Raw genomic sequence first — 24,525 nt, 5'->3', positions numbered from 1 at the left:
TATTGCCATGACCAGCCTGAACGCCGTAGATCCTTCCCTTGCTGTGAAACCTGTGCGCCCTCCTTTGCTCAAACGTTTACTGCTGACAGCTGCGGGCGTTGTCGCTCTGGTGTTGATCGCCCTCTACGGTTCGCACTGGTGGACCAGTGGCCGCTTCATCGAAGAAACCGACGACGCCTACATCGGTGGCGACGTGACCGTCATCGGGCCGAAGGTCGCCGGTTACGTCGAAGAAGTGCTGGTAACCGACAACCAGCGCGTCAAGGCTGGCGACCTGCTGGTACGCCTCGATTCACGCGACTACCGCGCCAGCCTGGACAAAGCCGAAGGGGCCGTGGCAGCGGAAGAAGCCCTGCTGGCCAACCTCGACGCCACCGAGCAATTGCAACACGCGGTGATCGGCCAGGCGCGTGCCGGGATCGACGCCGCAGGCGCGGAAACTGCCCGTTCGCGGGATGACAATGCCCGCTACAAAAAACTGGTCGGCAGTAATGCGGTGTCGGTGGAAAGTGCGCAACGCGCCGATGCCACCTTCAAGACGGCTCAAGCGCAGAGTGCCCGGGCACAGGCCGAGTTGCTCGCAACGCAACGGCAGCTGGACGTGATCGCTACCCGCAAGCAACAAGCCAAGGCTGCGTTGATGCAGGCGCGCGCCGAACGGGATCTGGCCCAGCTGAACCTCGGCTACACCGAACTGCGCGCACCGGTCGACGGGGTGATCGGCAACCGCCGGGCGCGGGTCGGCGCTTACGCCCAGGCCGGTTCGCAATTGCTCTCGGTGGTACCGGCCAGCGGACTGTGGGTCGATGCCAACTTCAAGGAAGATCAGCTGGCGCACATGGTGCCGGGGCAGCGCGTGAGCATTCACGCCGACGTGCTTTCGGGCCGCGAATTCCATGGTCATCTGGACAGCCTGGCGCCGGCCACTGGTGCGCAGTTCAGTGTGTTGCCGCCAGAAAATGCCACCGGCAACTTCACCAAAATCGTCCAGCGGGTGCCGGTGCGCATCCTCCTGGATCCGGCCGACGGCGTACTCGGCCAATTACGTCCGGGGTTGTCGGTGACCGCATCGGTTGATACCAAAACCGCGCCCAGGGAAACGACCGTTGCCATAACCCAGGCCAACGCACCATGAGCCGCGCCCTCACCGCCCAGGCTCAACCATTCAATGCCGCGAACATGGCGACGGCGACCAAAGTGTTTGCCTTCGCCACGATGTGCATCGGCATGTTCATCGCGCTGCTGGATATCCAGATTGTTTCGGCCTCGCTGCGTGACATCGGCGGCGGACTTTCGGCCGGCACCGACGAAACCGCCTGGGTGCAGACCAGCTACCTGATCGCCGAAATTATCGTGATTCCGCTGTCCGGTTGGTTGTCGCGGGTATTTTCCACCCGCTGGCTGTTCTGCGCTTCGGCAGTCGGTTTCACCCTCGCCAGCCTGCTCTGCGGCGCGGCGTGGAACATCCAGAGCATGATCGCCTTCCGGGCCCTGCAAGGTTTTCTTGGCGGCTCGATGATCCCGCTGGTGTTCACCACCGCGTTCTTTTTCTTCAGCGGCAAACAACGGGTCATCGCCGCCGCGACCATCGGTGCGGTGGCCTCATTGGCGCCGACCCTGGGGCCGGTGATTGGCGGCTGGATCACCGACGTGTCGTCCTGGCACTGGCTGTTCTACATCAACCTGGTGCCGGGGGTTTTCGTCGCCGTCGCGGTACCGATGCTGGTGAAAATCGACCAGCCGGAATTGTCCCTGCTCAAGGGTGCGGATTACCTGAGCATGCTGTTCATGGCGCTGTTTCTCGGGTGCCTGGAGTACACCCTGGAAGAAGGTCCGCGCTGGAACTGGTTCAGCGACCAGACGATTCTGATCACCGCGTGGATCTCGGGATTGGCGGGCCTGGCGTTCATTGGCCGGAGCTTGCACGTGGCCAACCCGATCGTTGATCTGCGGGCGCTGAAAGACCGCAACTTTGCCCTCGGCTGCTTCTTTTCATTCGTTACCGGGATTGGCCTGTTCGCGACCATTTACCTGACGCCGCTGTTTCTCGGTCGGGTACGCGGGTATGGCGCACTGGACATTGGTCTGGCGGTGTTTTCCACCGGGGTGTTCCAGATCATGGCGATTCCGCTGTATGCCTTTCTGGCCAACCGCGTCGACCTGCGCTGGATCATGATGGCCGGCCTTGGGCTGTTCGCGTTGTCGATGTGGGACTTCAGCCCGATCACCCATGACTGGGGCGCCAGGGAATTGATACTGCCGCAAGCCTTGCGCGGAATTGCCCAGCAATTGGCGGTACCACCGGCGGTGACGCTGACCCTGGGCGGGTTGGCCCCGGCGCGGTTGAAGCATGCTTCGGGGTTGTTCAACCTGATGCGCAACCTCGGTGGCGCGATCGGCATCGCAGCCTGCGCAACAATCCTCAATGACCGCACCAACCTGCACTTCACACGACTGGCCGAGCACCTGAACAGCAGCAATGAAGCGATGAACCAGTGGCTGTCACAGGTCGGCAGCAACTTCGCCGCCCTGGGTCAGAACGGCGACGCGGGCGTGACGGCCAGCCTGCACCAACTGTGGCTGCTGACCTACCGCGAAGCGCAGACGCAAACCTATGGCGATGCGTTTTTGATGATCATGCTGTGCTTTATCGTCGCCACCGCCATGGTGCCACTGATGCGCAAGGTGGCACCGCCCACGGCGCCCGTGGCCGATCACTGAGGCGTTTCAACTGGCTGGAATGTCGCCACCGGCGGCCTGCAAGTGCTGGTATTGCAGGCACAGGTAGTGGGCAATGATCAGCCGCGCCGGCACCCCGGCCTCCGGCGCCATGCGTTCAAAGGCGCTGTAGCCCGCCGCGCGCAGGGTCAGGCCGCGCTGCTGCAAGGCCTGGTCGACACCCGACGCCACTTGCGGGTCCACCCCGCGCTCGGCCTGCTGGCACAACCAGCCGGCGAACTCCGGCAGCAGGTGGCAGCTCGGCAGCAACACCTCCTGCACCGGCGCGTCCAGTGTCTCATCCACAGCCGCCAGCGGCGTCGCAGTGGCAGGTGCCAGATCGAAATGCAGCGCATCGAGCAACGGCTGGCCTGGGGCGGCATCGGCTCGAATCAGGCTCAAGGGCTCGGCAATCAGCCTGCCCGCGTGTTCATAGACCCGCGCCACCAGTTGTGAACCCTCGATCCAGGGTTCGCCAGCCACTTGCTCGATCCGGCCGATGGCGTGCCGGGTGTAGGCCGAATAGCGCAATTCGACCCACAGGGTCGCGCCCTGATGGTCGTGCAGCGGCCAGACCAGGGTCTGGCGTGTGCTGTCGAACTGCACTGTCCCCACGGCGGTCGGCTGCAACAACGCCCAGTCGTTCATCGGCCGCGCCGGGGTCAGCAGGCTGCGGCGCTGGGCCGAACGCGCCAGGAGCAAGGCGCTCCAATCCGCTGCGGCCGGCAGTTGCTGCCACTGCGCCGCGGTCAATGGCTCGAGCACTGCGGCCTGTACCGACTCGGCCACCGACAGGCGCCCGTCGCCATTGACCTGGGCGCCCATCAACGACAGCCGCCGGCCGCTGGCATGGGCCGGCGACAGCAGACCGCTCCAGGGGCCCGGATTGCGGTAGCGCAGCAACGGGTTGAAGCCGCGTTGCCGCTCGGGCCGGGCCTCGGTGCAGGACAAAAAACCCTGCTGCGCCGGGCTCCAGAACACCAGGCTCAAGCCCTGGTAACCGGACGCCGAGCGCCAGGCATTGGCGCCCAGCCCCCACAGTTCCAGGGCCGTCGACGGCGTGTACTGGCTGCGCGCCTGGCCCAGCAGGCGCGCCGGCTCTTCGCCACGTTGCGCGGCGCTGGCCAAGGCCTGGAGCAAGGCATAACAGCGGCTCAGTTCATCGAACAGGCGCTGGCCATCGGCCCCGGCCGCCCGCTCCAGCAGCAGTTGCACCTGATCCGCCAAGCGCCGCAGCGACAGGGCCAGGCGCGGGTAATCGGCGCCCTGGGCCCACACCGCCAGGGTCACGTAGCGCTGCTGCATGGCCTGGGACAAATGGGTCAGGCCCACCGCCACCGACTCTTCCAGCAACTGCCGCGCGCCCTGGCGCAAACGGCTGCGCGTGGCCTCCCGCAGGGTCGGGCTCGACTCGGCATTGGCGCCGCCCAGGGGGTCGGGCGCGATCAGCTCCAACCCTTGCAGGCGGCGCAGCGCCAGCACCGCCGCTACCTGGTACTTCTCCAGGGCGCCGCTGCGCTGGTCGGCGAGCATGCCGCCCAGGGGGCCGCCCATATAGCGCAGGGTCAGGGGTGGCGTGCCCAGGGTCAGGGTCAGGTTGTGCTCGCCACTCAGGTGCAGCTGCTGCTCCAGATCCAGGTCCATGACGAACTGCCAGGCCCAGCGATAACCCGGCTTGCCCCCATGCTTGAGCAACTCGGCATGGGGCAGCGCGAGCAAGCTGTTCAACAGCGCCTGACGCTGATCCGGCGCGGGTTCTGGCTCGGCTCCAGGCGCCAGCGGCGGGCCCTGCTCGGGCAAAATCTCGCGCAAGCCCAGGGCGCAGGCCAGGATGTGCTGGCACACGCCGCTGGCCGGGCAACTGCACTGGGCAAAGGCCGGCCCGCGCTGATCAAAGCGCAGTTGATAAGGGCCGCACTCCAGCAGCAAGTGCTCCGTGCCCTCCTCCAGCAGCCGTGGCGGGTTGCTTTCCAAATCTTTATAGGCGCGGCGCAACAGGCCGCGATTGGCCAGGGCAACAAAGGCTTCGTCGTCAAAACTCAGCAGTTGCGCCAGCAGCGCCGGGCGCAGGCTCATGAGATCACCTTGAGCAGCCAGTGGGCCAGGCGCTGCGGGCTCAGGGCGGCGATCTGCATGCCGCTGGCGGCAAGGCTGGTGGCCATCTGCCGGTCGTAATCGGGGTTGGCCTGTTCGTCGAGAGCGGCCAGCCCGAGCAGGGTCACCCGAGCCTCGGCCAGTTGCTTGACGGTGCGCAGCAGCTCATTGGGCGATGCCCCTTCATAGAAATCACTGACCAGCACCAGCACCGTGCGCTGGGGGTTTTCCAGCAACTGGCTGCAATAGCGCAGGGCCTTGCCGATATCGGTGCCGCCCCCCAGTTGCACGCGCATCAGGGTTTCCACCGGGTCGCCTGCGTGCTCGCTGAGGTCGACCACGTCGGTGTCGAACACCACCACCTTGACCCGCAGCGCCGGCAGCCCGGCGAGAATCCCGGCCATCACCGCGCTGTGGATCACCGAGTCGGCCATGCTCCCGCTCTGGTCCACGCAAAGGATGATGTCCCACGGCAGGCGCCGGCTGTTGCGCTGGAAAAAAAACAGCTTCTCCACCACCAGCTGCTGGCGTTCGACATCGTAGTGCTTGAGGTTGCGCCGCAGGGTGCCCAGGGCATCGAAATTGCGGGCCACGGCCATGGGGGAATGGCGCTGGCGGTAGAGGCGCCCGGACAGCACCTGGCGCACCTGCGGCTCCAGCCGCTTGCGAATCTCTTCCACCACCTGGCGAATGATGCGCCGCACCATCACCAGCACATCGCCCTGCAAGTGCCCGCGCAGGGCGAGCAAGGTGCGCAGCAGCTGTTGATTGGGTTCCAGGCGCTCCAGGGCCTGGGGGTCGGTGACCAGCTCGGTCAGGCCGTAGCGGTCCAGGGCGTGCTGCTCGATCACCTCCACGGTGTCCACCGGGAACAGCTCGCGCACCTCACCCAGCCAGGTCACCAGGGTCAATTGGGTCGGGTCGAGGGAACCGGCGCGAGCGTCTTCGCGCAGGCCCCGGCCCTGGTATTCACGGCCGTAGAGGTATTCCAGTGCCACGTCCATGCGCGCCGCCTGGCCTTCCAGCCCGGCACCGCCGGCGGCGTCACGCAGAGGTTTATCGGCGTATTTGCCCAGCACCAGGCGCCAGCGTTCGAGGGGGGTCATGGCGTCATCCAGGGGTCGAGGCCGTCGCCCTGCAACACCAGGGCCAGGCTTTGCGACAGGCGCAGGTTGGCCTGGACCTGATCGGCATGCAGCGTTGCATGGCGTAGCCGGCCCAGATCATCGGCGCCATGCAACTGGGCGACTCGGGTTGCGATACGGTCGGTTTCACGCGGGGTCATTTCGGCAAAGGCCAGGCGCAGCTCCGGCAGGCAGGCGACAAACTGCGCCTCGCCCCACTGGTTGAGCAATTGGTCCAGCACCTCTAGCAGACTGGGGATCTGCCAGGCGCTCTCGCGGGCGGTGGACAGTAAGCCGCGCAGGTAGGCCACGGCTTCCTGGGGTTGACGCAGGCCATGCAGGTGCCCGGCCAGTTCAGTGGCCAGTTGTGCTTCGGACAAGCGCCCGGCCAGGTACAGCAAGCCGGCACAGGCACCCCGCAACAGCAGGTTGGGCTGCTGGTGCAACTGGCTGACCAGGGCCCAGTACAACGCCTGATCCAGCTCCGCACCCGCGGCCCCGGCCAGCAATTCGCGCAACTGCACCAGGCAGGCCACATGGCCCGTGGCCTCGGCCTCGCTCACGCCCTGGGCGCCGAGGTAGGTGGCGCGCTGATAGGCACTGCGCAGCAACCCCGGCAAGCCCGGCAGGTGCGCGGCCTGCAACGGCTCGCGGGACTCCAGCAGCAGCGACAGGCTGGCCGTGGCCGCCACCAGCGAGGCGAATACCGGGTCGGCGCCAATGGCTTCCGCCAAGCGCTGCAAGGGCGTGGCCAACTGCTCATGCAGCCCCAGCACACAGGCCTGCACCAACAGCGCCGCCGCGCCCCGGGCATCGGCCACGCCGTCGCCTGCCTGTTGCCCCAGGCGCTGGGCGAAGCGATTGGCCACCGCCTGGGGCAGGGTCGCGCCATACACCGACGCTTCCACCAGCGCACCTTCGGTGCTGGCCGTCCAGGCGTACTCCCAGTGTTCCTGGAGCAGATGCAAACCGTGGCCGCCGACAAAATCCGGGCCGCCGGTGCGCCAGGCAAAGGGGATGCCCAACAACAGCAGGCCATGCAGCAACTGGCTGCTGCGCCGGTGTTCGGCGCGCCGGTACAGGTCCAGCACCACCCGGCGCGGCTGCGAGTCGTGCAGCTTCAGGCGCTGGCGCCGGGCACGGTACTCCACGTCCTTGACCAACGGCGGCGTGCCGGCCCCGGGCGGCACCCGGCCCAGGGCCTGGCCGGTGAAACAGGCGCGGGCCACTTGCCGCACCCGGACGCCGTCGGCGTCGGCATCGCCCTGGATAAAACAACTGAGGATGGCGTCGTCGACATCCACCCGGATCGGCGCATCGCGCCCGCGCAGGGTGGTCAGGCGCAGCATCTGTTCGTAGGCGGCGGTGAGGGTCGGCAAAGGCAGCTCCACGTCCTGCTCGCGGAGTTTTTCCGCGACCTCGAACAACAGCTCCAGGGCCGCTGCCTGCCGAGGCCGAGCCGGGGCCTGCGCGCTGCGTTGCGGGTGCTTGAGCTGGGCATGCCATAGCCGCTGGTGCCAGGCCGGCGCGGTCATGCCGGCGGCGTAGCCATTGAGGCGCTCCAGGCGGTCGAAGCTGTAGCGGATCAGCGCGCTGGCTTCATCGGTCAGCCCGGCGCGGCTGATGGCCGGCCGCTCGACCCCGGTCGCCAGCAAGCCCGGCAGCGCCACCGCGTGCAAGCCACCGACCACCACCAGCACCGGCCCCTCTCCCGGACGCCGGGCGGCCAGGGCCTGCTGGATATGCCAGGCCATTTCCGCCTCACGGGCCAGGGTGCCGTCGGCGTGCAGCTCGTCGTGGCTGCAATCCAGGCGCGCCAGTTGGCAATAGGCCGCGACCCGAGTCAGATGCTCGGGCCAATCGCCCTGGGTAGCCGGCACCTCGAACAGGTGCTCCCAGAGTTCTTCGTGGTCGCGGCAGCCCAGCTGGCTGGCCAGGCGTTGCAGGTGTTCGCTGCGCCGGTAATGACCCTCGTCGAGCAGCGAATCCTGGCGGAGTTCCACCTCGGGCGGCGACGCCTCCAGGGCGCATTGCTCGGCAAAGTCGAGGTCGATAAAGCGTGCGGGAATGCCCTGGGCCGCTGCGGCGCGCAGGGCCACCAGCTCCGGCGAATAGTCACAGAACGGGTAATAGGCCGCGCGCCGCGAATCCGCCGCCGCGCCGCCCACGGCGTAGGTATAGATCGCCAGGGGCATCTGCGCTTCGGGGTGTACCAGCAGCGGCAGCAACGGGTCGAAGGACCGCGGCCCTTCCACCAGCACCACGCTCGGCGGATGGCTGGCGAACAGTTGCTGCAATTGCCAGGCGCAACCGGGGCTGTGGTGGCGCACGGCAAACACAATCAACTCATCGCTGGCCAGGCTCTGGCCCAAGCCGCGCAGGCTGGCGCTGTCTAGCCCGGTGCCGGCCAGGGACGCATCAGCGATCAAGCTCACGCCGCGCCTCGAGCACCCGCTGCCATTGCGGTTGGCGCTGGGCCCGCTGGCGCACCACCACGTCGAAATAGTGGCGCAGCTTGCCGCCGTCCTCGGGGTTGTCCTTGAGCACGGTGCCGATCAGTTGCCGGGCAATATGCTCGCCGCCGACCACGCCGTTGCCGAAGTAGTGGGCATCCAGGCTGGCGGCGTACCCCACTGCCACCGCTTCGGCGGCCGACATCACCGCGCTGGGCTTCTCCAGCACCGTGCCTTCGGCGGTGGCACCATAGCGCAGGTCGTTGAACGCGGTCACCAGCAGTTCGAGCACGTCAGGGCTGAAGTCGACCTTGACCTGGGCCTGTTGCAACAAGGCTTCGGTCTGCTCGCGCACCAGCTGGGTTTCCAGGCGCCGGTCGCCGATGGGGCGCACGGTTTCGAAGTTGAAGCGGCGCTTGAGGGCGCTGGACATCTCATGCACGCCCCGGTCACGCAGGTTGGCGGTGGCCAGGATATTGAACCCCGGCGCGGCAAACACCGTGGCCTCCTCGCCCTTGAGTTCGGGCACGTGCAGCACTTTGTCCGAGAGCAGGCTGATCAGGCTGTCCTGGATCTCGGGCTGCATGCGGGTGATTTCTTCGATCCGGCACAGGCTGCCGCTGCGCATCGCCTCATACATCGGGCCGCGCACCAGGGCGCGCTGGGTCGGGCCTTCGGCCAGCAGCAAGGCGTAGTTCCACGAATAACGGATCTGTTCCTCGGTGGTCCCGGCCGTGCCCTGCACCGTGCACAACGACTGGCCGCAGATCGCCGCCGCCAGCAGCTCGGAGAGCATCGACTTGGCGGTCCCCGGCTCGCCCACCAGCATCAACCCACGGTTGCTCATCAGGGTCACGATGCAGCGGTCGATCAGGGCATCGTCGCCATAGAACTTGCGCCGCACCTGCAACGCCCCGTCGCCGAGGATAAACCCGCGCACCGCGCGCGGTGACAGGCGCCAGCCGATGGGGCGCGGGCCGCTGTCGTGCTGTTGCAGGCGCACCAGTTCAGCGGCGTGGGCCTGTTCGGCCGGAGCCTTGAGCATTGCGCCAGGCGCAGGGGTCATGGGCGTGGTCCTTTAAGGTGGCGTGCCAGGCTTTCAGTATTCACTTTTCTTTTCCCAGTCCGGGTCGAACCCTGTGCCCTGGGCGGCGATCGAGCGCAGGTCGTGGTAGCACTCCGAGAGCAGAATCGTCGGCACCTCGGCCAGGGGCATGCTGTAGCGGCCGCGGTAGAACGTCAGGTCGACCAGGGCCACGGTGCGGTTGCTCTCCGGCAGCGGGTTGCCGGTAAAGCGGATATCGGCCGACAGCCCGAGGCTGACAAAGGACTTTTCATAGGTGTAGAACCAGCCGGCATCCTCGGTCGCGCCCCGGGTATAGCCAAGCTTCAGCGCGCGGCCGCGCAGGGCGAAGGCTTCCAGCAGGTGGCCCTTGAAGTCCTCGATGGAATGGGCGTCGCCCTGCCCTTCGGGCAACTGATAGACGCCCTTGCCCAACTGCTGGAACAGCGGCGTCACTTCGTAGTCCACCAGGTGCTGCTGCCACTGGAGCAGTTCCTCGGCGCCCAGCAGCGAGTCATGAGCCAGGCGCACCTGGGCGCCGTCGGCCAGGGTCAGCGGGTTGTCCTCGCAATCGGTCAGGCTGCCATCGTCCAGCGGGCGGAAGCTGGCCAGTACCCGGTCCCCCTCGACCTGCACCCAGACCAGGCGCGGCAACAGCCGGCGCATGATCGGGTGCTGGTTGAGGTAACGCTGCCAGTCGGCGTACGGCCACTCGCGGCCGGTGCACAGGGCTTCGTAGAGGCGCTCAGTCTGCTGCTTGACGATGCTGGCCAGGGACTTCTTGGCACTGGCGAACTGCTTCTTCGCCTCCTTGGCTTCGTCGGCGTCGTCGTCCTGGCGCGGGTCGGGCAAGGCGGCGATTTTCTTGCCGTCGGGGTTGTACAGCTCGATCTTGAAGTCGGCCAGCAAGCGCGCGCTGAACAACCGTTCGCCGTAACTCAGCTCCAGCAGGCCGTGCTCGTCGAAGCCGGCCGAAGGCAAGGTGCGGTCCGCCAGCTGGGCCAGAGTCCAGTGGTTGCGTTCGGCCAGGGCCTTGGCTTGCAGGATGGCTTCTTCCTGAAAGCCTGCGGTGCGGAAGCGACTGGCAATGGACAGCAACAACTGGGTCGCGGACGGGTGCTCGATCCAGGCCAGCATGGCGATCAGCGCCTTGCCCTGGGACGCGCGGGTGCCATAGAACTCCTTGAGGTAACGCCCGGCCGGCGCCGCTGCATCAGCCCCGGCGCAGGCCGCCACCACCGCCAGCAAGCCTTTGCTGGCCGCCGCCGAGCCTTGGGGCTGGCGCATGAAACGCGGCAGGAAGCTCGCGCTCAGCTCGTCCAGGCTCTTGCCCAGGTGCGGGCTGTCCTTGTAGTCGTCCGGGTAGCGCTGGATGAAAAACAGGGTGCTCGTTGCATGCCGCTCGGCCAACTGCTGGGCCTGCTCCAGCGGGATCGGCCGGGTGTCTTCGGCCAGCCAGGTGTCCAGCACGAACTGGCCGAAACGCTCGCGGCCGCGGGCCTCGAACATCCCGCAGAAGCGCCGCAGCAACGCCCCCGGCTGCGCCGACTTGAGCTTGACCGCCTGGGCCAGCAGCCCCTGGGCCGCCAGGGCCGGAACCGGCTCCTGAGTATCGGCCCAGCGCAATTCGGGCAAGGCGTCCCACGGGAACCATGCCAGGTCCTTGGGCGCGCCCTTGGCCATGGCCCTGCTGGTGTCGATGACCCATTGCTCGCGGTCCAGGTACTGCTCCACCGGCTGGCCCATTTGCTCCAGAGCTTCGATCATGGCGGTGCGCACGCCGTCGTTCTTGTCCTTTTTCAGGGCCTGTTCCAGGGCCGGGATCGCCGGCTGGTGGCCCAGGTTGCCGAGCCATTTGGTGGCCAGCAGCCGGACCTCGGACTTGCCCGAGCCGAGGGCGGCAATCAGGTGCGCCTCCTTGCCCGGCAGCTGTTCCAGGGCGCGCTGGGCCAGGGCCCGCTCACCCTGGTTGGAGCCTAGGGCGATCTCGAACAGGCGGTTGATCAACGATGCGGGCGGCGGTGCCATCTTGACCACCGCGGCATACAACGCGTCGGTGTGATACACCTCCAGGGCCGCCAGCGCCTGCTCCAGCCAGCCCTGGTGCAGGGCAAAATACGGCACCACCGCGTCGGCATCCCAACCCTCGGCGAACCCGCCATTGAAGCAATCCTGCAGCAGGCTGTCGCCGTTGCGGCCACGGTCCTCGAGCATCTGCGCCAGGGCCATCAGGCTCAGCGAGTCGTCCTGTTGATAGGCTTGCTCCAACGCGCGACAGCTGATGTGGCTCAGGCGGCCCTCGCCACTGTCCAGAGCGTTGCAGAAATCCAGGACCTTGAACGCCATCACCCCCGTCAACTCATCGCTGTCGGCGAAGGCCTGCATCGCCGAGCGGGAAAAGTACTCGCTATGGTCTTGCGGCAGATCACGGGACGCCGGCGGCACCACCTCGGTCGAGGCCAAAAACGCCTTGAGCTGGTTCAGGGCTGCGACGCTGTAGTTGGGCCACAGCTCCGGCTTGCCGGCGGTTTTTTTCTCCGGGTGGGCGGCGTAGTACTCGATGTTGCTCTCGTTATGCCGGTCAATCAGCTGATTGAGGTCGGCCCACAGTTGGTCGACGACTTCCAGGCGTTCAGGGGTCAGCACCACCGCCCAGTCAATCACCGGGCCGCTGTAGCGGACCGGCCCCTGCTCGTGGGCAGGCTCGGCGTCCCACTCAGCGAGCAGGCCGCGCACCGAGGCCGCACGGTCGGCTTCGGCCAGGGCCTTGGCCTCGGCGCGCAGGGGCAGGTCAACCAACTGGTTGGCCAGGGCCCACAGCAGGCGCAGGGCATGGGCGCGCTGCTCGGGCTTGCCGCCCTGGATCATCAGGGTCAGGGGTTGCAGGGCGCCGCGCTGGCACTTGAGCAGCAGCGGAGCCGCCTGTTCACGCACTTCGCGATTGCCGCCACAGGCCATTTCACACAGCTCACCGGCCATGGCGGTCATGACCGGCGGATCGAGGTCGCTCATCAGGTTCAGGACCTGGTGCTTGAGGTACATGTCCCCCGCCAGCAGCAACGGCCGCAGCGCCTCGACATGGCGCAGCACCCACTGCGAATAGCCGTCCATATAGGGCGCCAGGTAGATGCCGTAGCCATGACGGTAGGCGTCATTCGAGCCGCTGAAACACGCGGTCAGCAGTGCCGAGGGCGGCAAGTGCGCCTCCAGCAGCAGGGTTTCCATCAAGGGTGCGCTGATGCGCTGGACGATGCGGGTTTCGTCGGTCTGCGGGTCGCGCAACAGCTCGACGCTGTGGGTCAGGAGCAGCTCCGGCCAATGGCTGCCGTCGGCCATGGTGATGCCGAAGCGGCGTGCCGGACAGGCTTGCAGCACCCGCGCCCAGCGCAACAGCCGGGCCGGGTCGACATCGGTCAGATCGTGATACAGCTGCGGCCCGAGGCTGCCGCCCCGGCACTCGTGCCCGCTCAATATGTGGAGGTAGTTGGCGACGGCGTAGCGCTGGCCCAGTTCGGCCAGGACCTGCGGCCCATCGCCCTGGCGCACATAGGTCAGGATCGCCTCGGCCAGGCCGGCGCGGCCGCCGTTATCGGGCAAGTGGTCAAGGGGTTCGAGGTAGGTCTGCAGGCGCTGCAGCCAGACATTGCCCGGCACGTTGCTCGCCGCTGCGGCCGGCGTTGCGCTGGCCCCACCCAATACCTTGCCTATCCATTTGAGCATGCGTCGTCCTGTTCGCTATCGGTCCGTTTCGGGCGCGCAGGATATAACACAATTTCCCTTGGCGGCAGGGCGGCAGGGCGGCCTGTGCAGCCGGTGCCCTGCCCGGGCCGGTTGCTTATGCCTGCGGCAGCTTGCGGAAGCCCACGGCCAGGCGGTTCCAGCTATTGATGGTGGAGATTGCCACGGTGAGGTCGACCATTTCGCTGGGGCTGAACGCGCTGGCCAGCAGCTCGTAGTCGGCGTCCGGGGCGTGGGTCTGGCTGATCAGGGTCATCGATTCGGTCCAGGCCAGGGCGGCCCGTTCGCGCGGGGTGAAGAACGGCGCTTCGCGCCACACCGACACCGCGTACAAGCGGCGCTCGGTCTCGCCACCTTTGCGCGCATCGGCGGTGTGCATGTCGACGCAGAAGGCACAGCCGTTGATTTGCGAAGCACGCAGTTTGACCAGCTCGATCAGCGATTTTTCCAGGGGCAGTTTCGACACCGCGTTTTCCAGGGCCATCATGGCTTTGAGGGCATCCGGTGAGGCGGTGTAGAAATCGACGCGAGATTGCATGGTCAGCTCCGTAGCAAGTGGGGATGCGCCCTACGTTAGCGCCACCGGTCATTGGCACAAATAGCCAATTATTCAGAAGTTGAGGTAGCCAATGACTGACCTGCCCGTCTTTTGGCGCGACCGTTTCTCCGGCCGAGTTGGCGGTGAATCGAGCGCTGGATCACCTCGATCCACCTGATTCACCGCAGTAGCACGCCAACACGCTGATCGTTCCCACGCTCCCGCGTGGGAACGATCATGTGAAGGCGTCGTCACGGGCTAAGCCCGGCTACGCAACCACTGCAGAAAGCCCTTCTTCTCCACCACCTTCGGCACTTCCTGAGTCAGGGTTTGTGCGGTGTGCAAGCGGAAATCCAGCAGCGCCTGCATCGCCTGATTGATGTCGTGGCGGGCGTCGAGACAGGGTTTGAGGTATTCCTTTTCGATCCGGTACAGGGTGCAGAAGGTCTTGGCCGTAAAGTCCGCCGGCACCGATTTATCCGAGAGAATCCCGGCTTCGCCGATCACCTCGCTCGGCCCCATGCGCCCAGCTTCGAACTTGTTGCCGCCACGGCTCAAGGCCACCGACACCACACCTGACTCGATGATGAACAAGTGATCACTGACCTCGCCGGCGGGCAGAATCATTTCCCCGGCGCGGAAGGTGATGAGCTTCATGTTCTGGCTGAAGGTGTCTTTTTCTTCCTGACGCAAGGTCGAGAAAATACTCGAAGCTTCCAGCAACGCCCGTGGTCGCGAAAGGTTCAGCGGTGTCGACGTTTCTTCCGTCGACAACAGGCTGACGCCCGATGCGCGCAAATGCCGGAATGCCAGATCGAACAGCAGATTACGCACCTCGCGTTTTTGCCCCATAGACGATACGAAACCGATGATTTCGTATTCCACGCCGCTTGCGGTGGAGCTTTTCAATGAGACGCTCGGCGCCGGTTTGCTGAGCAGTGGCCTGCAACCCTGCATCGCTCGCTCCAACGCTTCGATCACCGTATGCGGGCGTGCATGGGGGCTGAGTTGCAGGCTGATCGCAATACCAAATATGTCACTCGGCCGGCTGAAGTTGATGATCTTGGCCTTGGCCGCCAGCGAGTTGGGGATCACCGCCATGCTGCCCTGTGAGGTTTGCAGCCGCGTGGCCCGCCAGTCGATGTCGGTGACCCGGCCTTCGGTGCCGTCGATGGAGATCCAGTCATCCAGTTGATAGGGTTTGGTGGTGTTGAGCACGATGCCGGAAAATACGTCGCTGAGGGTGCTCTGCAATGCCAGGCCGACGATGATCGCCAGGGCGCCGGAAGTCGCCAGCACGCCTTTGACCGGCAGATCGAGCACATACGCCAGGGCGGCAATGATCGCGATCAGGAAAATCACCGCGCCGAGCAAATCCTGCAACAGCCGGCCGGTATGCCCGACCCGTTGCATCATCACCGTGCCGAGCAATACCGTCAGGGTTCGCGCGCCAAACAGCCACCAACCGATCTGCAATCCGGTCGCGGCCAGGTGCAACGGCACGTTCTCCGGCCAGGGCGCCACGTCCATCGGGTTCATGCCTTCGTTGAACAGCACAGCGCTGAACAACGCAAAAATCACCACCCGCACGACCAACTGCCAGTGACTGACACTGACCAACCGCCACAGCAGGATGTCGAGCAAAATCAGCGCCAGGGCGCAAAACAGCGGGTGATCGGTGAGCAGTGACAACATCAAGCAACTCCAGCAAGACCAATGGCGTGAAGATCGCACAGATTGGCACAGTGTAGGAGTGTTTGATTGCGAGGTGAACGCTACCCGCACACCACCACAAAACCAATGTGGGAGCGAGCTTGCTCGCGATGACGGTAGAACAGGCACTTATGCAGTGACTGTCAGACCGCTATCGCGAGCGAGCTCGCTCCCACAGTTAGTGAGTGGCGTATACAGAATCCGTGTACGCCATGCTGTTGGTCAGGGTGTTGTAGTGGGTCATCTGGTTGCGGTAATCCGACCGGACCGTTGCCTGGAAGCATGCAACTGCTTCCATGATTCGTGACTTTCAGTAAAAAGTGCTTTGCCGATACAGCGGTTTTTCTCAAGGATGCAGACCGGGATACTCGCGGCCATTCCTGTCACAACCCTTGGAGTCACACATGTCTGTTCCAGCCTTCGGCCTCGGTACGTTTCGCTTGCAAGGCCAGGTGGTCATCGATTCGGTGAGCACTGGCCTTGAACTCGGTTACCGGGTGATCGATACCGCGCAGATCTACGACAACGAAGCCGACGTCGGCCAGGCCATCGCCGCCAGCGGCATTGCCCGCGAAGAGTTGTTCATCACCAGCAAGATCTGGATCGCCAATTTCGCCAAGGACCAACTGATCGCCAGCTTGAAAGAAAGCCTGCGCAAACTGAAAACCGATTACCTGGACCTGACACTGATCCACTGGCCGTCCCCGGAAAACCAGGTGCCGGTGCACGAATTCATGGGCGCCCTGCTGGAAGCCAAAGCGCTGGGCCTGACCCGGCAGATCGGTGTGTCGAACTTCACCGTCGACCTCATGCAGCAAGCTATCGACGCGGTCGGCGCAGACAACATCGCGACCAATCAGATCGAGCTGCACCCTTACCTGCAAAACCGCACAGTGGTCGAGTTCGCCCAGAGCCAGGGTATTCAGATCACCTCCTACATGACCCTGGCCTACGGCGAAGTCCTGAAGGACCCGGTCATCCAACAGATCGCCGAGCGACATCAGGCGACCCCGGCACAAGTCACGCTGGCCTGGGCCATGCAGCTGGGTTACGCGGTGATTCCGTCTTCGACCCAACGCGCCAACCTCGACAGCAACCTCGCGGCCCGCGACCTGACGTTAAGCGCTGCGGACATGGCGCTGATCGCCGGACTCGAACGCGGCCAGCGCCTGACCAGCCCGAAAGGTATCGCTCCCGACTGGGATTGAGCAGAACCGCTCAGCGTTGCTCCAGGTGCAGAGCTAAACGCTCCATGGCGTCTTGCAAGGCCTGCACCGCCTGGCTCAACACGTTGTTATCGCGCTCGCCGCAGGCAGCTTCCAGCTGTTCGCAACAGTGGACCAGGCGCCGGGCCTTGACCATTTGCGCGCCGCCCTTGATCCGATGGGCCAACTCCCGCAAGCCCATGCGGTCACGTTGGCGGTAAAAGCCCTGTAACCGTGCCAGGTCCTCGGCGTTACTGGCGGCCAGCTCAGTCAGTAATTTATTGATCAGGCTACGGTCTGGGCCGGCCAGTTGTTCAAGGCTGCCAAGATCGATTTCGGCAGCGCTGACCGGCAACGTTTCGAGCGGTTGTCGCGTGTTGGTGTCCGGTGTCACACCGGCCAGACGGGCACTCAGGTCTTTCAGGCCGATGGGCTTGAACAGGCAATCGTCCATCCCGGCTTCCATGCAGCGGATCTTTTCTTCGGGCTGGGCATTGGCGGTGAAACCGAGAATCAGGCAAGGCACGTCCCCATTGGCCTGCTCCTCGTCACGAATCGCCATGGTCAACTCGTAGCCGCTGCGGTTCGGCATATAGCAATCGGTGATCACTACGTCGAACGTATCCTCACGCCAACACTCAAGCCCCTGCTCACCGTCCTGGGCATCAGACACACGGTGCCCAAGACGGCTCAGTTGTTGTACCAGCAACAGGCGATTGGCCGGGTAGTCGTCAACCACCAGAATGTTTAACGAGTGCCCCCGCTCCGGCGCTGCAGTCTCGACCGGCGACGCGGCCAGCGGCTGCAATGCCAGTACATCGAGGCTGACGTCGATTTGCGTGCCAGCGCCCAGCTTGCTGCTCAATTGCAATCGCCCCCCCATCATCTCGCACAGCGAACGGCTGATGAGCAAGCCCAGCCCGGAGCCACTGCGGCCATCCTGCGGGCTATTGCTGGCCTGTACAAACGGACTGAACAATCGCTGCTGGTCAAACTCGCTGATGCCAATCCCGCTGTCCTTGATACGCAGGCTGATCGCCAGGTACCCGTGAACGGCACCCGGCTCTGACCGCAGCGTCAGGCTGATCTGTCCGGTGTGGGTGAACTTGATCGCGTTACTCAGCAGGTTGGAAACGATTTGCTTGAAACGCATCGGGTCGATCACCACATCGCAGTCACTATGGGCGTCCAGTTCGACCTGCCAAAGCAGGTTCTTTTGCCGCGCCAGACCTTCGAACACCTTGCTCACTGACTCGACCAGCACCAACAGATTCGCGCGTTCCGGGGTCAGGGACAAATGCCCCGACTCGATCCGCGCGATGTCCAGAATGTCGCCGATCAACTCCAGCAACTGTTGCGCTGCATTCCACGCCACCTCAATCGAAAGACGGTCCGTGACGCCCTCTTCAGCACGCAACATCGCCAGTTCGAGCATGCCGATCACAGCGTTCATTGGCGTGCGGATTTCATGGCTCATGGTTGCCAGGAAGGTAGTTTTGGCACGGTTGGCATCGTCTGCCGCGTCCCTGGCTTGCCGCACCTGTTGCAGCAATTGCTGGCGCTTGCGGATCAGGCTGCGCTGGTAGGCAATCCAGCCCAGCGCCAGCAGCAACAACAGTCCTGCAGCCAAAAAACCCTGAAGAATGGACGTGCGGTGGCGCGACCAGTAGCTGTCATCCACCGGCAGTTCATTGCGCCAGCGATTGGCCAACTCGTCCATTTCTTCCGGGGGAATGCTTAACAGGGCTTTATTCAGAATCGAGTAGAGCTCAAGGGCTCCACGGTTGGTCGCGAAGCTGATGTGCGCAGGTTCAGTGCCGACCGTACTGGTGATATCCAGCGCGTGACGGTACTCCCGAGCAATCAGATAGCGCGCCATGATCAATGAGCTCACTGCCGCATCGGCTTGCCCCTTGACGACCAGTTCCATGCCTTGGGCGGGCGTTTGCACATCAACGAAGCGCACGCCGGGAACGCGCGCCAGAATGAACTCGCGCAGCGCATGATCGCTATAGATCGCCAATCGCTTACCGGCCAGGTCACCCAGCGTCGCAGGGGCCCCGGTGCCGCCTGCACTGACCAGGACAAAGGGATTGATCAGATACGGTCGGGTGAAACGCAGTTCTGCCTGGCGCTCGGTACTCGGGGTAATGACTGCCAGCAAGTCGATCCCGCCTTGCTTGACCTGCTCTATTTGCTGATACAACGAATGGCCGCGCACGAACTCGACCTTCAGCCCGGTATGCAGGCTGATCCGGTCCAGGACCTGGGCACTGAGGCCTCTGAACTCTCCTTTGTCGTCATAAAAGGACAACGGCGCAAAATTGTCGATGACCCCGACCCTGACCGATGGGTGGCTATCCAGCCAGCGCTGTTCGCTGTCACTCAATTGCAAGCGTTGCGCACCGCTGAAACTGCTGCCGACGTTCCAGCGGCGCTGGATGATCATGCGTTCCTGCACGGGAATCACCGCCAGCGCGGTATCGATAATCCGTCGTAATCGAGGGTTATCCGCACTCACTGAAAAACCGAATGCGTTGACATCCAGCCGGGCAAATCCCGCCAGCTGCACATTGTTCAGGTAACTGTTATTGATCAGGTAGCTGGCACTGATGGAGTCTCCCAGGTAGACATCGGCGCCGCCGAAGGCCACCGTGCCGATGGCACTCAATGTCGAGTCGTACAGTTGCAAGTGTGCCTTGGGATAAACCGCCTCGACCGCTTCGGGTCGCAAGTAATGGTCGAGCATCGCCACCCGCTGACCCGCAAGGTCGGCTGTCAGCCTGGCGCTATCGCCCGTGCGGGTGACCAGGGCCGGTGCGTCTTCGGCATAGCTACGCGACATCAACAGCTGCGGATCGGCCGCTTCAAAGTCGTTGGCGGTGCCCAGCAGATCGACATTGCCCTGCTTCAACGCGGCAATCACCTCGCCTCGGGACCGGTAGCGTTTCACCTCGACCGGGATATGCAGTAGCTGGCTGAGCAGGACCGCAAAATCGGCGGTGATGCCTTCCAGGTACGTGTCGCTGATGGTGACCTCGAACGGCGCGTAATCCGGCGCCGAAGCGCCCAGCCGCAAGCTGCCCTGCTCGCGCAGCCAGCGCCAGTCGGCCTCTTCCAGTTCGACCTGGTAACCGTCGACGGCCGAACGCCCTTGCAGTTTCAGCAGCTGTGGTTTTGCGGCGAAGCTGTCCAGCGACCAGAATGAACTGAACAACATCACCGCCACCAGCCAGGCTCGCACGCTCATGTGCATTCAGATCAGCTGATTACGTTTGGCGAATTCCCGCAGATAAACCAGGGACTGCACGTTGATCTTTGCGATCAACCGGGTTTTGTAGGTACTGACGGTCTTATGACTGAGGAACATGACCTCGGCGATCTCCTTGTTACTTAAACCAAGCGCCAGATACCGAAAGATGGTCAGTTCACGATCGGAGAGTTTCTCGATCATCTGCAGTTCGTTGAGTTGCAGCGGGTCCTGGCTCACTGAGCTGCTGTCCAGCCGAGGGAAATAGGTGTAACCGGACATCAACGCCTGAACGGCTTTACGCAACTCTTGCAGGTCATTGGTTTTCGAGACGAAGCCCAAACCTCCAGCTCTCACGCAGCGGTCGACATAAAACCTGGGCTCATAGGACGTGAAGACCACAACCCGAGAAGGTGATTGATCGCGCTGCAGACGACTCAGCAATTCCAGCCCGCCAAGCTTGGGAATATTCAGATCCAGCACCACCAGGTCAGGTGACTGGGCGAGGATCGTTTGCAGCGCCTCCGCACCATCGGATGACTCCAGAATGGTCTGAAACATCACCCTGTCGCCGGAATCCCTGAGTGCCCCAAGCAGCATTTTGACGGCGGCCACAACAACCGGGTGATCGTCCACGATCAGCGCTGAACTCATGGCAACTCCTGTAGAAACGCCCAAAAAACCCCGGCGTGCCGCCCACGGCATTTGCCAAGGCTGACACAACGGCTGCGCAACGACTGTTGCACAAGAAACGGAGCGGAACTACCTGTCAAAGTTGACAGTTCAGACCAACGGTCGTGTGGCTCAGGCGCGCAAACCACCCTGCTGCCGGGCGTGTCCACGCCGGGAACCGTGAGCTGGTATATCGACGCGACTCATCAGCCCTTCAAGGGTTTCCTGGTCCGGTACGCGCGCCTGGCTGATCCGCACGTTGTGCTGCTGGACGGCGAACAACGCGGGCAGGCCGGCTTTCTGGGCATCGTAGATCAATGTATGACAGATCTGCTGGTTGTCCTGGCAGAAGGCAACCAGGTCCAGGCCGGTCCCGGTACACAAGGTTGCATTGATGATCACCAGATCAAACGGCTCACAGCCGTATTCGACAACGCTGAGCATCTCTGCAAGGGAGTGCACGGGGGCAATTCGGTAGTAACCGAGCTGATTCAGCTTGCGCTCGATTTTCATCCGATGAAAATGCTGCTCATCGGCGATCAGGATACGTAACGATTTATTCGGCATGGTTGATTGACCCTACAATGACGGTGCGGCCGTTTTCGCCCACCCTTATCAAGAGCGCCTGAGACTAAGGGCAATGCCGCGGGGTTTCTGTAGGACCTTTCTGAAAGCAACAGTTCCATCTACTTTTAATTTTTTTGCTGTGATACCGATGACACCCGCCGCCAGCACGGCGCACGGGTGCCGCTTATCGGCTGCGGTCCTGGCAGCTTATTGCCAGCCAAACCGGCGGATATAGAAGCCTTTTACTGCCTGGGTCAGTGCCATGTACGCCAGCAGGATCACCGGCAGGAACACAAAGTACAGCGATGGCAACGCCTGAAGTTTGAAGTAATGCGCCAGCGGCCCCATTGGCAGAAAGATCCCCACCAGCATGATGATCCCGGTCATCACCAGCAACGGCATGGCCGCACGGCTTTGCAGGAACGGAATCTTCGGCGTGCGGATCATGTGCACGATCAGCGTCTGGGTCAGCAGCCCGACCACGAACCAGCCCGACTGGAACAGGGTTTGATGGTCCGGGGTGTTGGCATCGAACACATACCACATCAAGGCGAACGTCAGCAGGTCAAACACCGAACTGATCGGGCCAAAGAAGATCATGAAGCGTCCGACATCGGCCGGCTGCCAGCGTTGTGGCTTTTTCAGCATCTCGTCATCGACGTTATCGAACGGGATGGCGATCTGCGAAATGTCATACAGCAGGTTCTGTACCAGCAGGTGCATCGGCAGCATCGGCAGGAACGGGATAAACGCACTGGCCACCAACACCGAGAACACGTTGCCGAAGTTCGAGCTGGCGGTCATTTTGATGTACTTGAGCATGTTGGCGAAGGTCCGACGGCCTTCCAGCACGCCCTCCTCCAGCACCATCAGGCTCTTTTCCAACAGGATGATGTCGGCCGCTTCCTTGGCGATGTCCACCGCACTGTCCACCGAAATACCGATGTCAGCGGTACGCAACGCCGGCGCGTCATTGATGCCATCACCCATGAAACCGACCACGTGCCCATTGGCCTTGAGCAGACGAACGATGCGTTCCTTGTGCGTCGGCGTCAGTTTGGCGAAGACATTGGTGGTCTCTACCGCCACCGCCAACTCGGCGTCGCTCATGCGCTCGATGTCGTTGCCCATCAACAGGCCTTGCTGCTCCAGGCCCACTTCGCGGCAGATTTTTGCGGTCACCAGTTCGTTGTCGCCGGTCAGCACTTTGACCGCGACACCGTGGGCAGCCAGGGCTTTGAGCGCAGGCGCGGTGCTTTCTTTCGGTGGATCGAGGAACGCTACGTAACCGATCAGCGTCAGTGCCTGTTCATCGCCCAGGCTATAAGTGTCGCGACCGGCCGGCATTGAGCGCGCGGCCACCGCCACAACGCGCAAACCTTCTTCGTTGAGCTCGGCCGTGACCTGACGAATCCGTGCCAGCAGTTCATCGGTCAGCGCTTCCTCGGCCTCGCCGTGACGCACGCGCTTGCACACTGCCAACACTTCTTCCACCGCGCCTTTGCAGATCAGCAGATGGGGCTGATGCTGCTCGGCCACCACCACCGACATGCGCCGGCGATTGAAGTCAAACGGGATTTCATCGACCTTTTGGAACGCAGTACCAACCTGTAACTCGCGATAGACCTCAACGTGTTCGAGCACCGCCACATCCAGCAGATTTTTCAGCCCGGTCTGGTAGTAGCTGTTCAGATACGCCATTTCCAGCACGTCTTCGGACTCTTCACCCCAGACGTCGACATGCCGCGCCAGGAAGATCTTGTCCTGGGTCAGGGTGCCGGTCTTGTCGGTGCACAGCACGTCCATGGCGCCGAAGTTCTGGATTGCGTCGAGGCGTTTGACGATGACTTTTTTGCGTGACAGAAACACCGCGCCCTTGGCCAGGGTCGAGGTAACGATCATCGGCAGCATTTCCGGGGTCAGGCCCACGGCAATGGACAGCGCGAACAGCAGCGCCTGCATCCAGTCACCCTTGGTGAAACCGTTGATGAACAGCACCAGTGGGGCCATCACGAACATGAAACGAATCAACAGCCAGCTGACTTTGTTGACGCCGGTCTGGAAGGAGGTCGGCACGCGATCCGTGGCGCCGACACGTTGGGCCAGCGCACCAAAATAGGTGTTATTGCCGGTGGTCAGAATCACCGCCGTGGCCGCACCCGACACCACGTTGGTGCCCATGAACAGAATGTTATCGAGGTCCAGCGGGTTGCTGGTGTCGTTGTCCTGCTGGCGCGGGAATTTTTCCACCGGCATCGATTCACCGGTCATCGCCGCCTGGCTGACGAACAGGTCCTTGGCGCTGAGCACCCGACAATCGGCGGGAATCATGTCGCCGGCCGAGAGCACGATCAGGTCGCCCGGCACCAGTTGCTTGATCGGCAGTTCGATGCGCTGCGCACCTTTGACCCGGGCTGCCGCGCCATAGAGTTTGCCAAACACCGTCGCGGGTTCAGCGCTGAAGTCACGGCGCATCACGGTCGCGGTGTTACTCACCATCGCCTTGAGCGCATCGGCGGCCTTGTTCGACTTGGCCTCTTGCCAGAAGCGCAACAGGGTCGAGAGCACCACCATCGAGAAAATCACCGTGGCAGCCTTCAGGTCGTCGGTCAGCCACGAGATCACGGCCAGCAAGGTCAACAGCAGGTTGAAGGGGTTTTTGTAGCAGTGCCACAGGTGGGTCCACCACGGCAGCGGCTGCTCGTGCTCGACTTCGTTGAGGCCGAACTGCTCACGCAGCGCCTCGGCCTCGCTGTCGCTCAGACCGTCACTGTGGCTGCCGAGTTTTTCCAGCAGGCTGCCGGTGTCGCTGTTGGCGGCCGCCACCAGGGTTTGCGCCAGAGTGGGCGGCACCTCACGGTTGACCGGCGTGTCGGTGAAGCTTTCCAGCAGCGCCAGTCGGCGGAAGTGCCGGGCGAAGTGTCGGGTCCGCAGGAAGCCTGCGAAGAACTCTTTCAACAGAGTGAGTTTCATGGCGGTTCCCCCAAGGATCAGCCGGGAAACCCACGAGCAGGTACGGCCGACCTCACGCCTTGCCATCAAACGGGCAAAGCGGATCCGGCCCGCCCGTCAAAAAGACAGGCGCGTCGATAGGCTGCAATGACAACGCAAAGGTCGGCATCACACGCTGTTCAGTGTCGTTGAGAGGACGTCGGGACTCGGGCCGGGACTGGCCACGATCGGGATGCCGCTGCTCGCTTTGCGGCGAGACAACAGCACAGGAAACTGCGCGTTATCTTGCCGAGAATATGCCGGTTACCGTAACCGGCCGACTACTGTCACTCGAACAAGTACCCACGTGGGTCTCCGCTATTGATGAAAACGCGCGCAGCTTACGCCGCACTTTTAAGCGCGTAAACCTTGAAACAATTTTCGCTGGATGAAATCGGA

At 63.4% G+C, this 24,525-nt stretch carries 14 protein-coding genes; 3 read left to right on the top strand and 11 right to left on the bottom strand.

The window, feature by feature from the left end; translation table 11 throughout:
• The first annotated feature begins 7 nt into the window (after positions 1–7).
• Positions 8–1,135 carry an HlyD family secretion protein gene (locus tag FPT12_RS19645; RefSeq protein WP_145018804.1) on the top strand — a complete coding sequence of 376 codons (1,128 nt, stop codon included), beginning with the start codon at positions 8–10 and terminating at the stop codon, positions 1,133–1,135.
• A complete protein-coding gene (locus tag FPT12_RS19640) occupies positions 1,132–2,721 on the top strand; it encodes a DHA2 family efflux MFS transporter permease subunit (protein WP_145018799.1) in 1,590 nt (529 codons plus the stop codon). The genes FPT12_RS19645 and FPT12_RS19640 overlap by 4 nt, the downstream gene beginning before the upstream one ends.
• A 6-nt stretch (positions 2,722–2,727) precedes the next feature.
• On the opposite strand, the gene FPT12_RS19635 is transcribed toward FPT12_RS19640, so the two are convergent.
• The 7 genes from FPT12_RS19635 to FPT12_RS19605 all read right to left on the bottom strand — a co-directional run bounded on the left by FPT12_RS19635 (position 2,728) and on the right by FPT12_RS19605 (position 15,423).
• Positions 2,728–4,794 carry a hypothetical protein gene (locus tag FPT12_RS19635; protein ID WP_145018796.1) on the bottom strand — a complete coding sequence of 689 codons (2,067 nt, stop codon included), beginning with the start codon at positions 4,792–4,794 and terminating at the stop codon, positions 2,728–2,730.
• On the bottom strand, positions 4,791–5,918 hold the full coding sequence (locus FPT12_RS19630; protein WP_145018793.1) for a VWA domain-containing protein: 1,128 nt from the start codon (positions 5,916–5,918) through the stop codon (positions 4,791–4,793). Before FPT12_RS19630 ends, FPT12_RS19635 begins: the two co-directional genes overlap by 4 nt.
• Entirely contained in the window at positions 5,915–8,371 is a 2,457-nt protein-coding gene (locus FPT12_RS19625; protein WP_145018790.1) for a DUF5682 family protein, read from the bottom strand. Before FPT12_RS19625 ends, FPT12_RS19630 begins: the two co-directional genes overlap by 4 nt.
• Positions 8,355–9,455: an AAA family ATPase gene (locus FPT12_RS19620; RefSeq protein WP_145018787.1), complete on the bottom strand. Its 1,101-nt coding sequence runs from the start codon at positions 9,453–9,455 to the stop codon at positions 8,355–8,357. Before FPT12_RS19620 ends, FPT12_RS19625 begins: the two co-directional genes overlap by 17 nt.
• Before the next feature lie 33 nt (positions 9,456–9,488).
• On the bottom strand, positions 9,489–13,172 hold the full coding sequence (locus FPT12_RS19615; RefSeq protein WP_145018784.1) for a DUF4132 domain-containing protein: 3,684 nt from the start codon (positions 13,170–13,172) through the stop codon (positions 9,489–9,491).
• 115 nt (positions 13,173–13,287) lie between these two features.
• Positions 13,288–13,728: a carboxymuconolactone decarboxylase family protein gene (locus tag FPT12_RS19610; protein ID WP_145018782.1), complete on the bottom strand. Its 441-nt coding sequence runs from the start codon at positions 13,726–13,728 to the stop codon at positions 13,288–13,290.
• Positions 13,729–13,986: 258 nt separating this feature from the next.
• Entirely contained in the window at positions 13,987–15,423 is a 1,437-nt protein-coding gene (locus FPT12_RS19605; protein WP_145018778.1) for a mechanosensitive ion channel family protein, read from the bottom strand.
• 422 nt (positions 15,424–15,845) lie between these two features.
• Between FPT12_RS19605 and dkgB the strand changes: the two genes are divergently transcribed.
• Entirely contained in the window at positions 15,846–16,649 is an 804-nt protein-coding gene (gene dkgB, locus FPT12_RS19600; protein WP_145018775.1) for a 2,5-didehydrogluconate reductase DkgB, read from the top strand.
• A gap of 10 nt (positions 16,650–16,659) precedes the next feature.
• On the opposite strand, the gene FPT12_RS19595 is transcribed toward dkgB, so the two are convergent.
• The 4 genes from FPT12_RS19595 to mgtA all read right to left on the bottom strand — a co-directional run bounded on the left by FPT12_RS19595 (position 16,660) and on the right by mgtA (position 24,108).
• Entirely contained in the window at positions 16,660–19,902 is a 3,243-nt protein-coding gene (locus tag FPT12_RS19595; RefSeq protein WP_145018772.1) for a transporter substrate-binding domain-containing protein, read from the bottom strand.
• Positions 19,903–20,550 carry a response regulator transcription factor gene (locus tag FPT12_RS19590; RefSeq protein ID WP_145018769.1) on the bottom strand — a complete coding sequence of 216 codons (648 nt, stop codon included), beginning with the start codon at positions 20,548–20,550 and terminating at the stop codon, positions 19,903–19,905.
• Positions 20,551–20,700: 150 nt separating this feature from the next.
• Positions 20,701–21,135: a response regulator gene (locus tag FPT12_RS19585; protein WP_145018766.1), complete on the bottom strand. Its 435-nt coding sequence runs from the start codon at positions 21,133–21,135 to the stop codon at positions 20,701–20,703.
• 207 nt (positions 21,136–21,342) lie between these two features.
• A complete protein-coding gene (mgtA, locus tag FPT12_RS19580; protein WP_145018763.1) occupies positions 21,343–24,108 on the bottom strand; it encodes a magnesium-translocating P-type ATPase in 2,766 nt (921 codons plus the stop codon).
• Positions 24,109–24,525: the final 417 nt, after the last annotated feature.

Origin of the sequence: Pseudomonas sp. H3(2019) (genome assembly GCF_007713465.1) — a bacterium.
Lineage (GTDB): Bacteria > Pseudomonadota > Gammaproteobacteria > Pseudomonadales > Pseudomonadaceae > Aquipseudomonas.
Note: the sequence above shows the minus strand (reverse complement) of the source record. Positions and strands in the feature narration are given on the sequence as shown.

Coding starts and splice junctions, on each gene's coding strand:
- FPT12_RS19645 (WP_145018804.1), top strand. CDS start 8: ATGACCAGCCTGAACGCCGTAGATCCTTCCCTTGCTGTGAAACCTGTG.
- FPT12_RS19640 (WP_145018799.1), top strand. CDS start 1,132: ATGAGCCGCGCCCTCACCGCCCAGGCTCAACCATTCAATGCCGCGAAC.
- FPT12_RS19635 (WP_145018796.1), bottom strand. CDS start 4,794: ATGAGCCTGCGCCCGGCGCTGCTGGCGCAACTGCTGAGTTTTGACGAC.
- FPT12_RS19630 (WP_145018793.1), bottom strand. CDS start 5,918: ATGACCCCCCTCGAACGCTGGCGCCTGGTGCTGGGCAAATACGCCGAT.
- FPT12_RS19620 (WP_145018787.1), bottom strand. CDS start 9,455: ATGACCCCTGCGCCTGGCGCAATGCTCAAGGCTCCGGCCGAACAGGCC.
- FPT12_RS19615 (WP_145018784.1), bottom strand. CDS start 13,172: ATGCTCAAATGGATAGGCAAGGTATTGGGTGGGGCCAGCGCAACGCCG.
- FPT12_RS19610 (WP_145018782.1), bottom strand. CDS start 13,728: ATGCAATCTCGCGTCGATTTCTACACCGCCTCACCGGATGCCCTCAAA.
- FPT12_RS19605 (WP_145018778.1), bottom strand. CDS start 15,423: ATGTTGTCACTGCTCACCGATCACCCGCTGTTTTGCGCCCTGGCGCTG.
- dkgB (WP_145018775.1), top strand. CDS start 15,846: ATGTCTGTTCCAGCCTTCGGCCTCGGTACGTTTCGCTTGCAAGGCCAG.
- FPT12_RS19595 (WP_145018772.1), bottom strand. CDS start 19,902: ATGCACATGAGCGTGCGAGCCTGGCTGGTGGCGGTGATGTTGTTCAGT.
- FPT12_RS19590 (WP_145018769.1), bottom strand. CDS start 20,550: ATGAGTTCAGCGCTGATCGTGGACGATCACCCGGTTGTTGTGGCCGCC.
- FPT12_RS19585 (WP_145018766.1), bottom strand. CDS start 21,135: ATGCCGAATAAATCGTTACGTATCCTGATCGCCGATGAGCAGCATTTT.
- mgtA (WP_145018763.1), bottom strand. CDS start 24,108: ATGAAACTCACTCTGTTGAAAGAGTTCTTCGCAGGCTTCCTGCGGACC.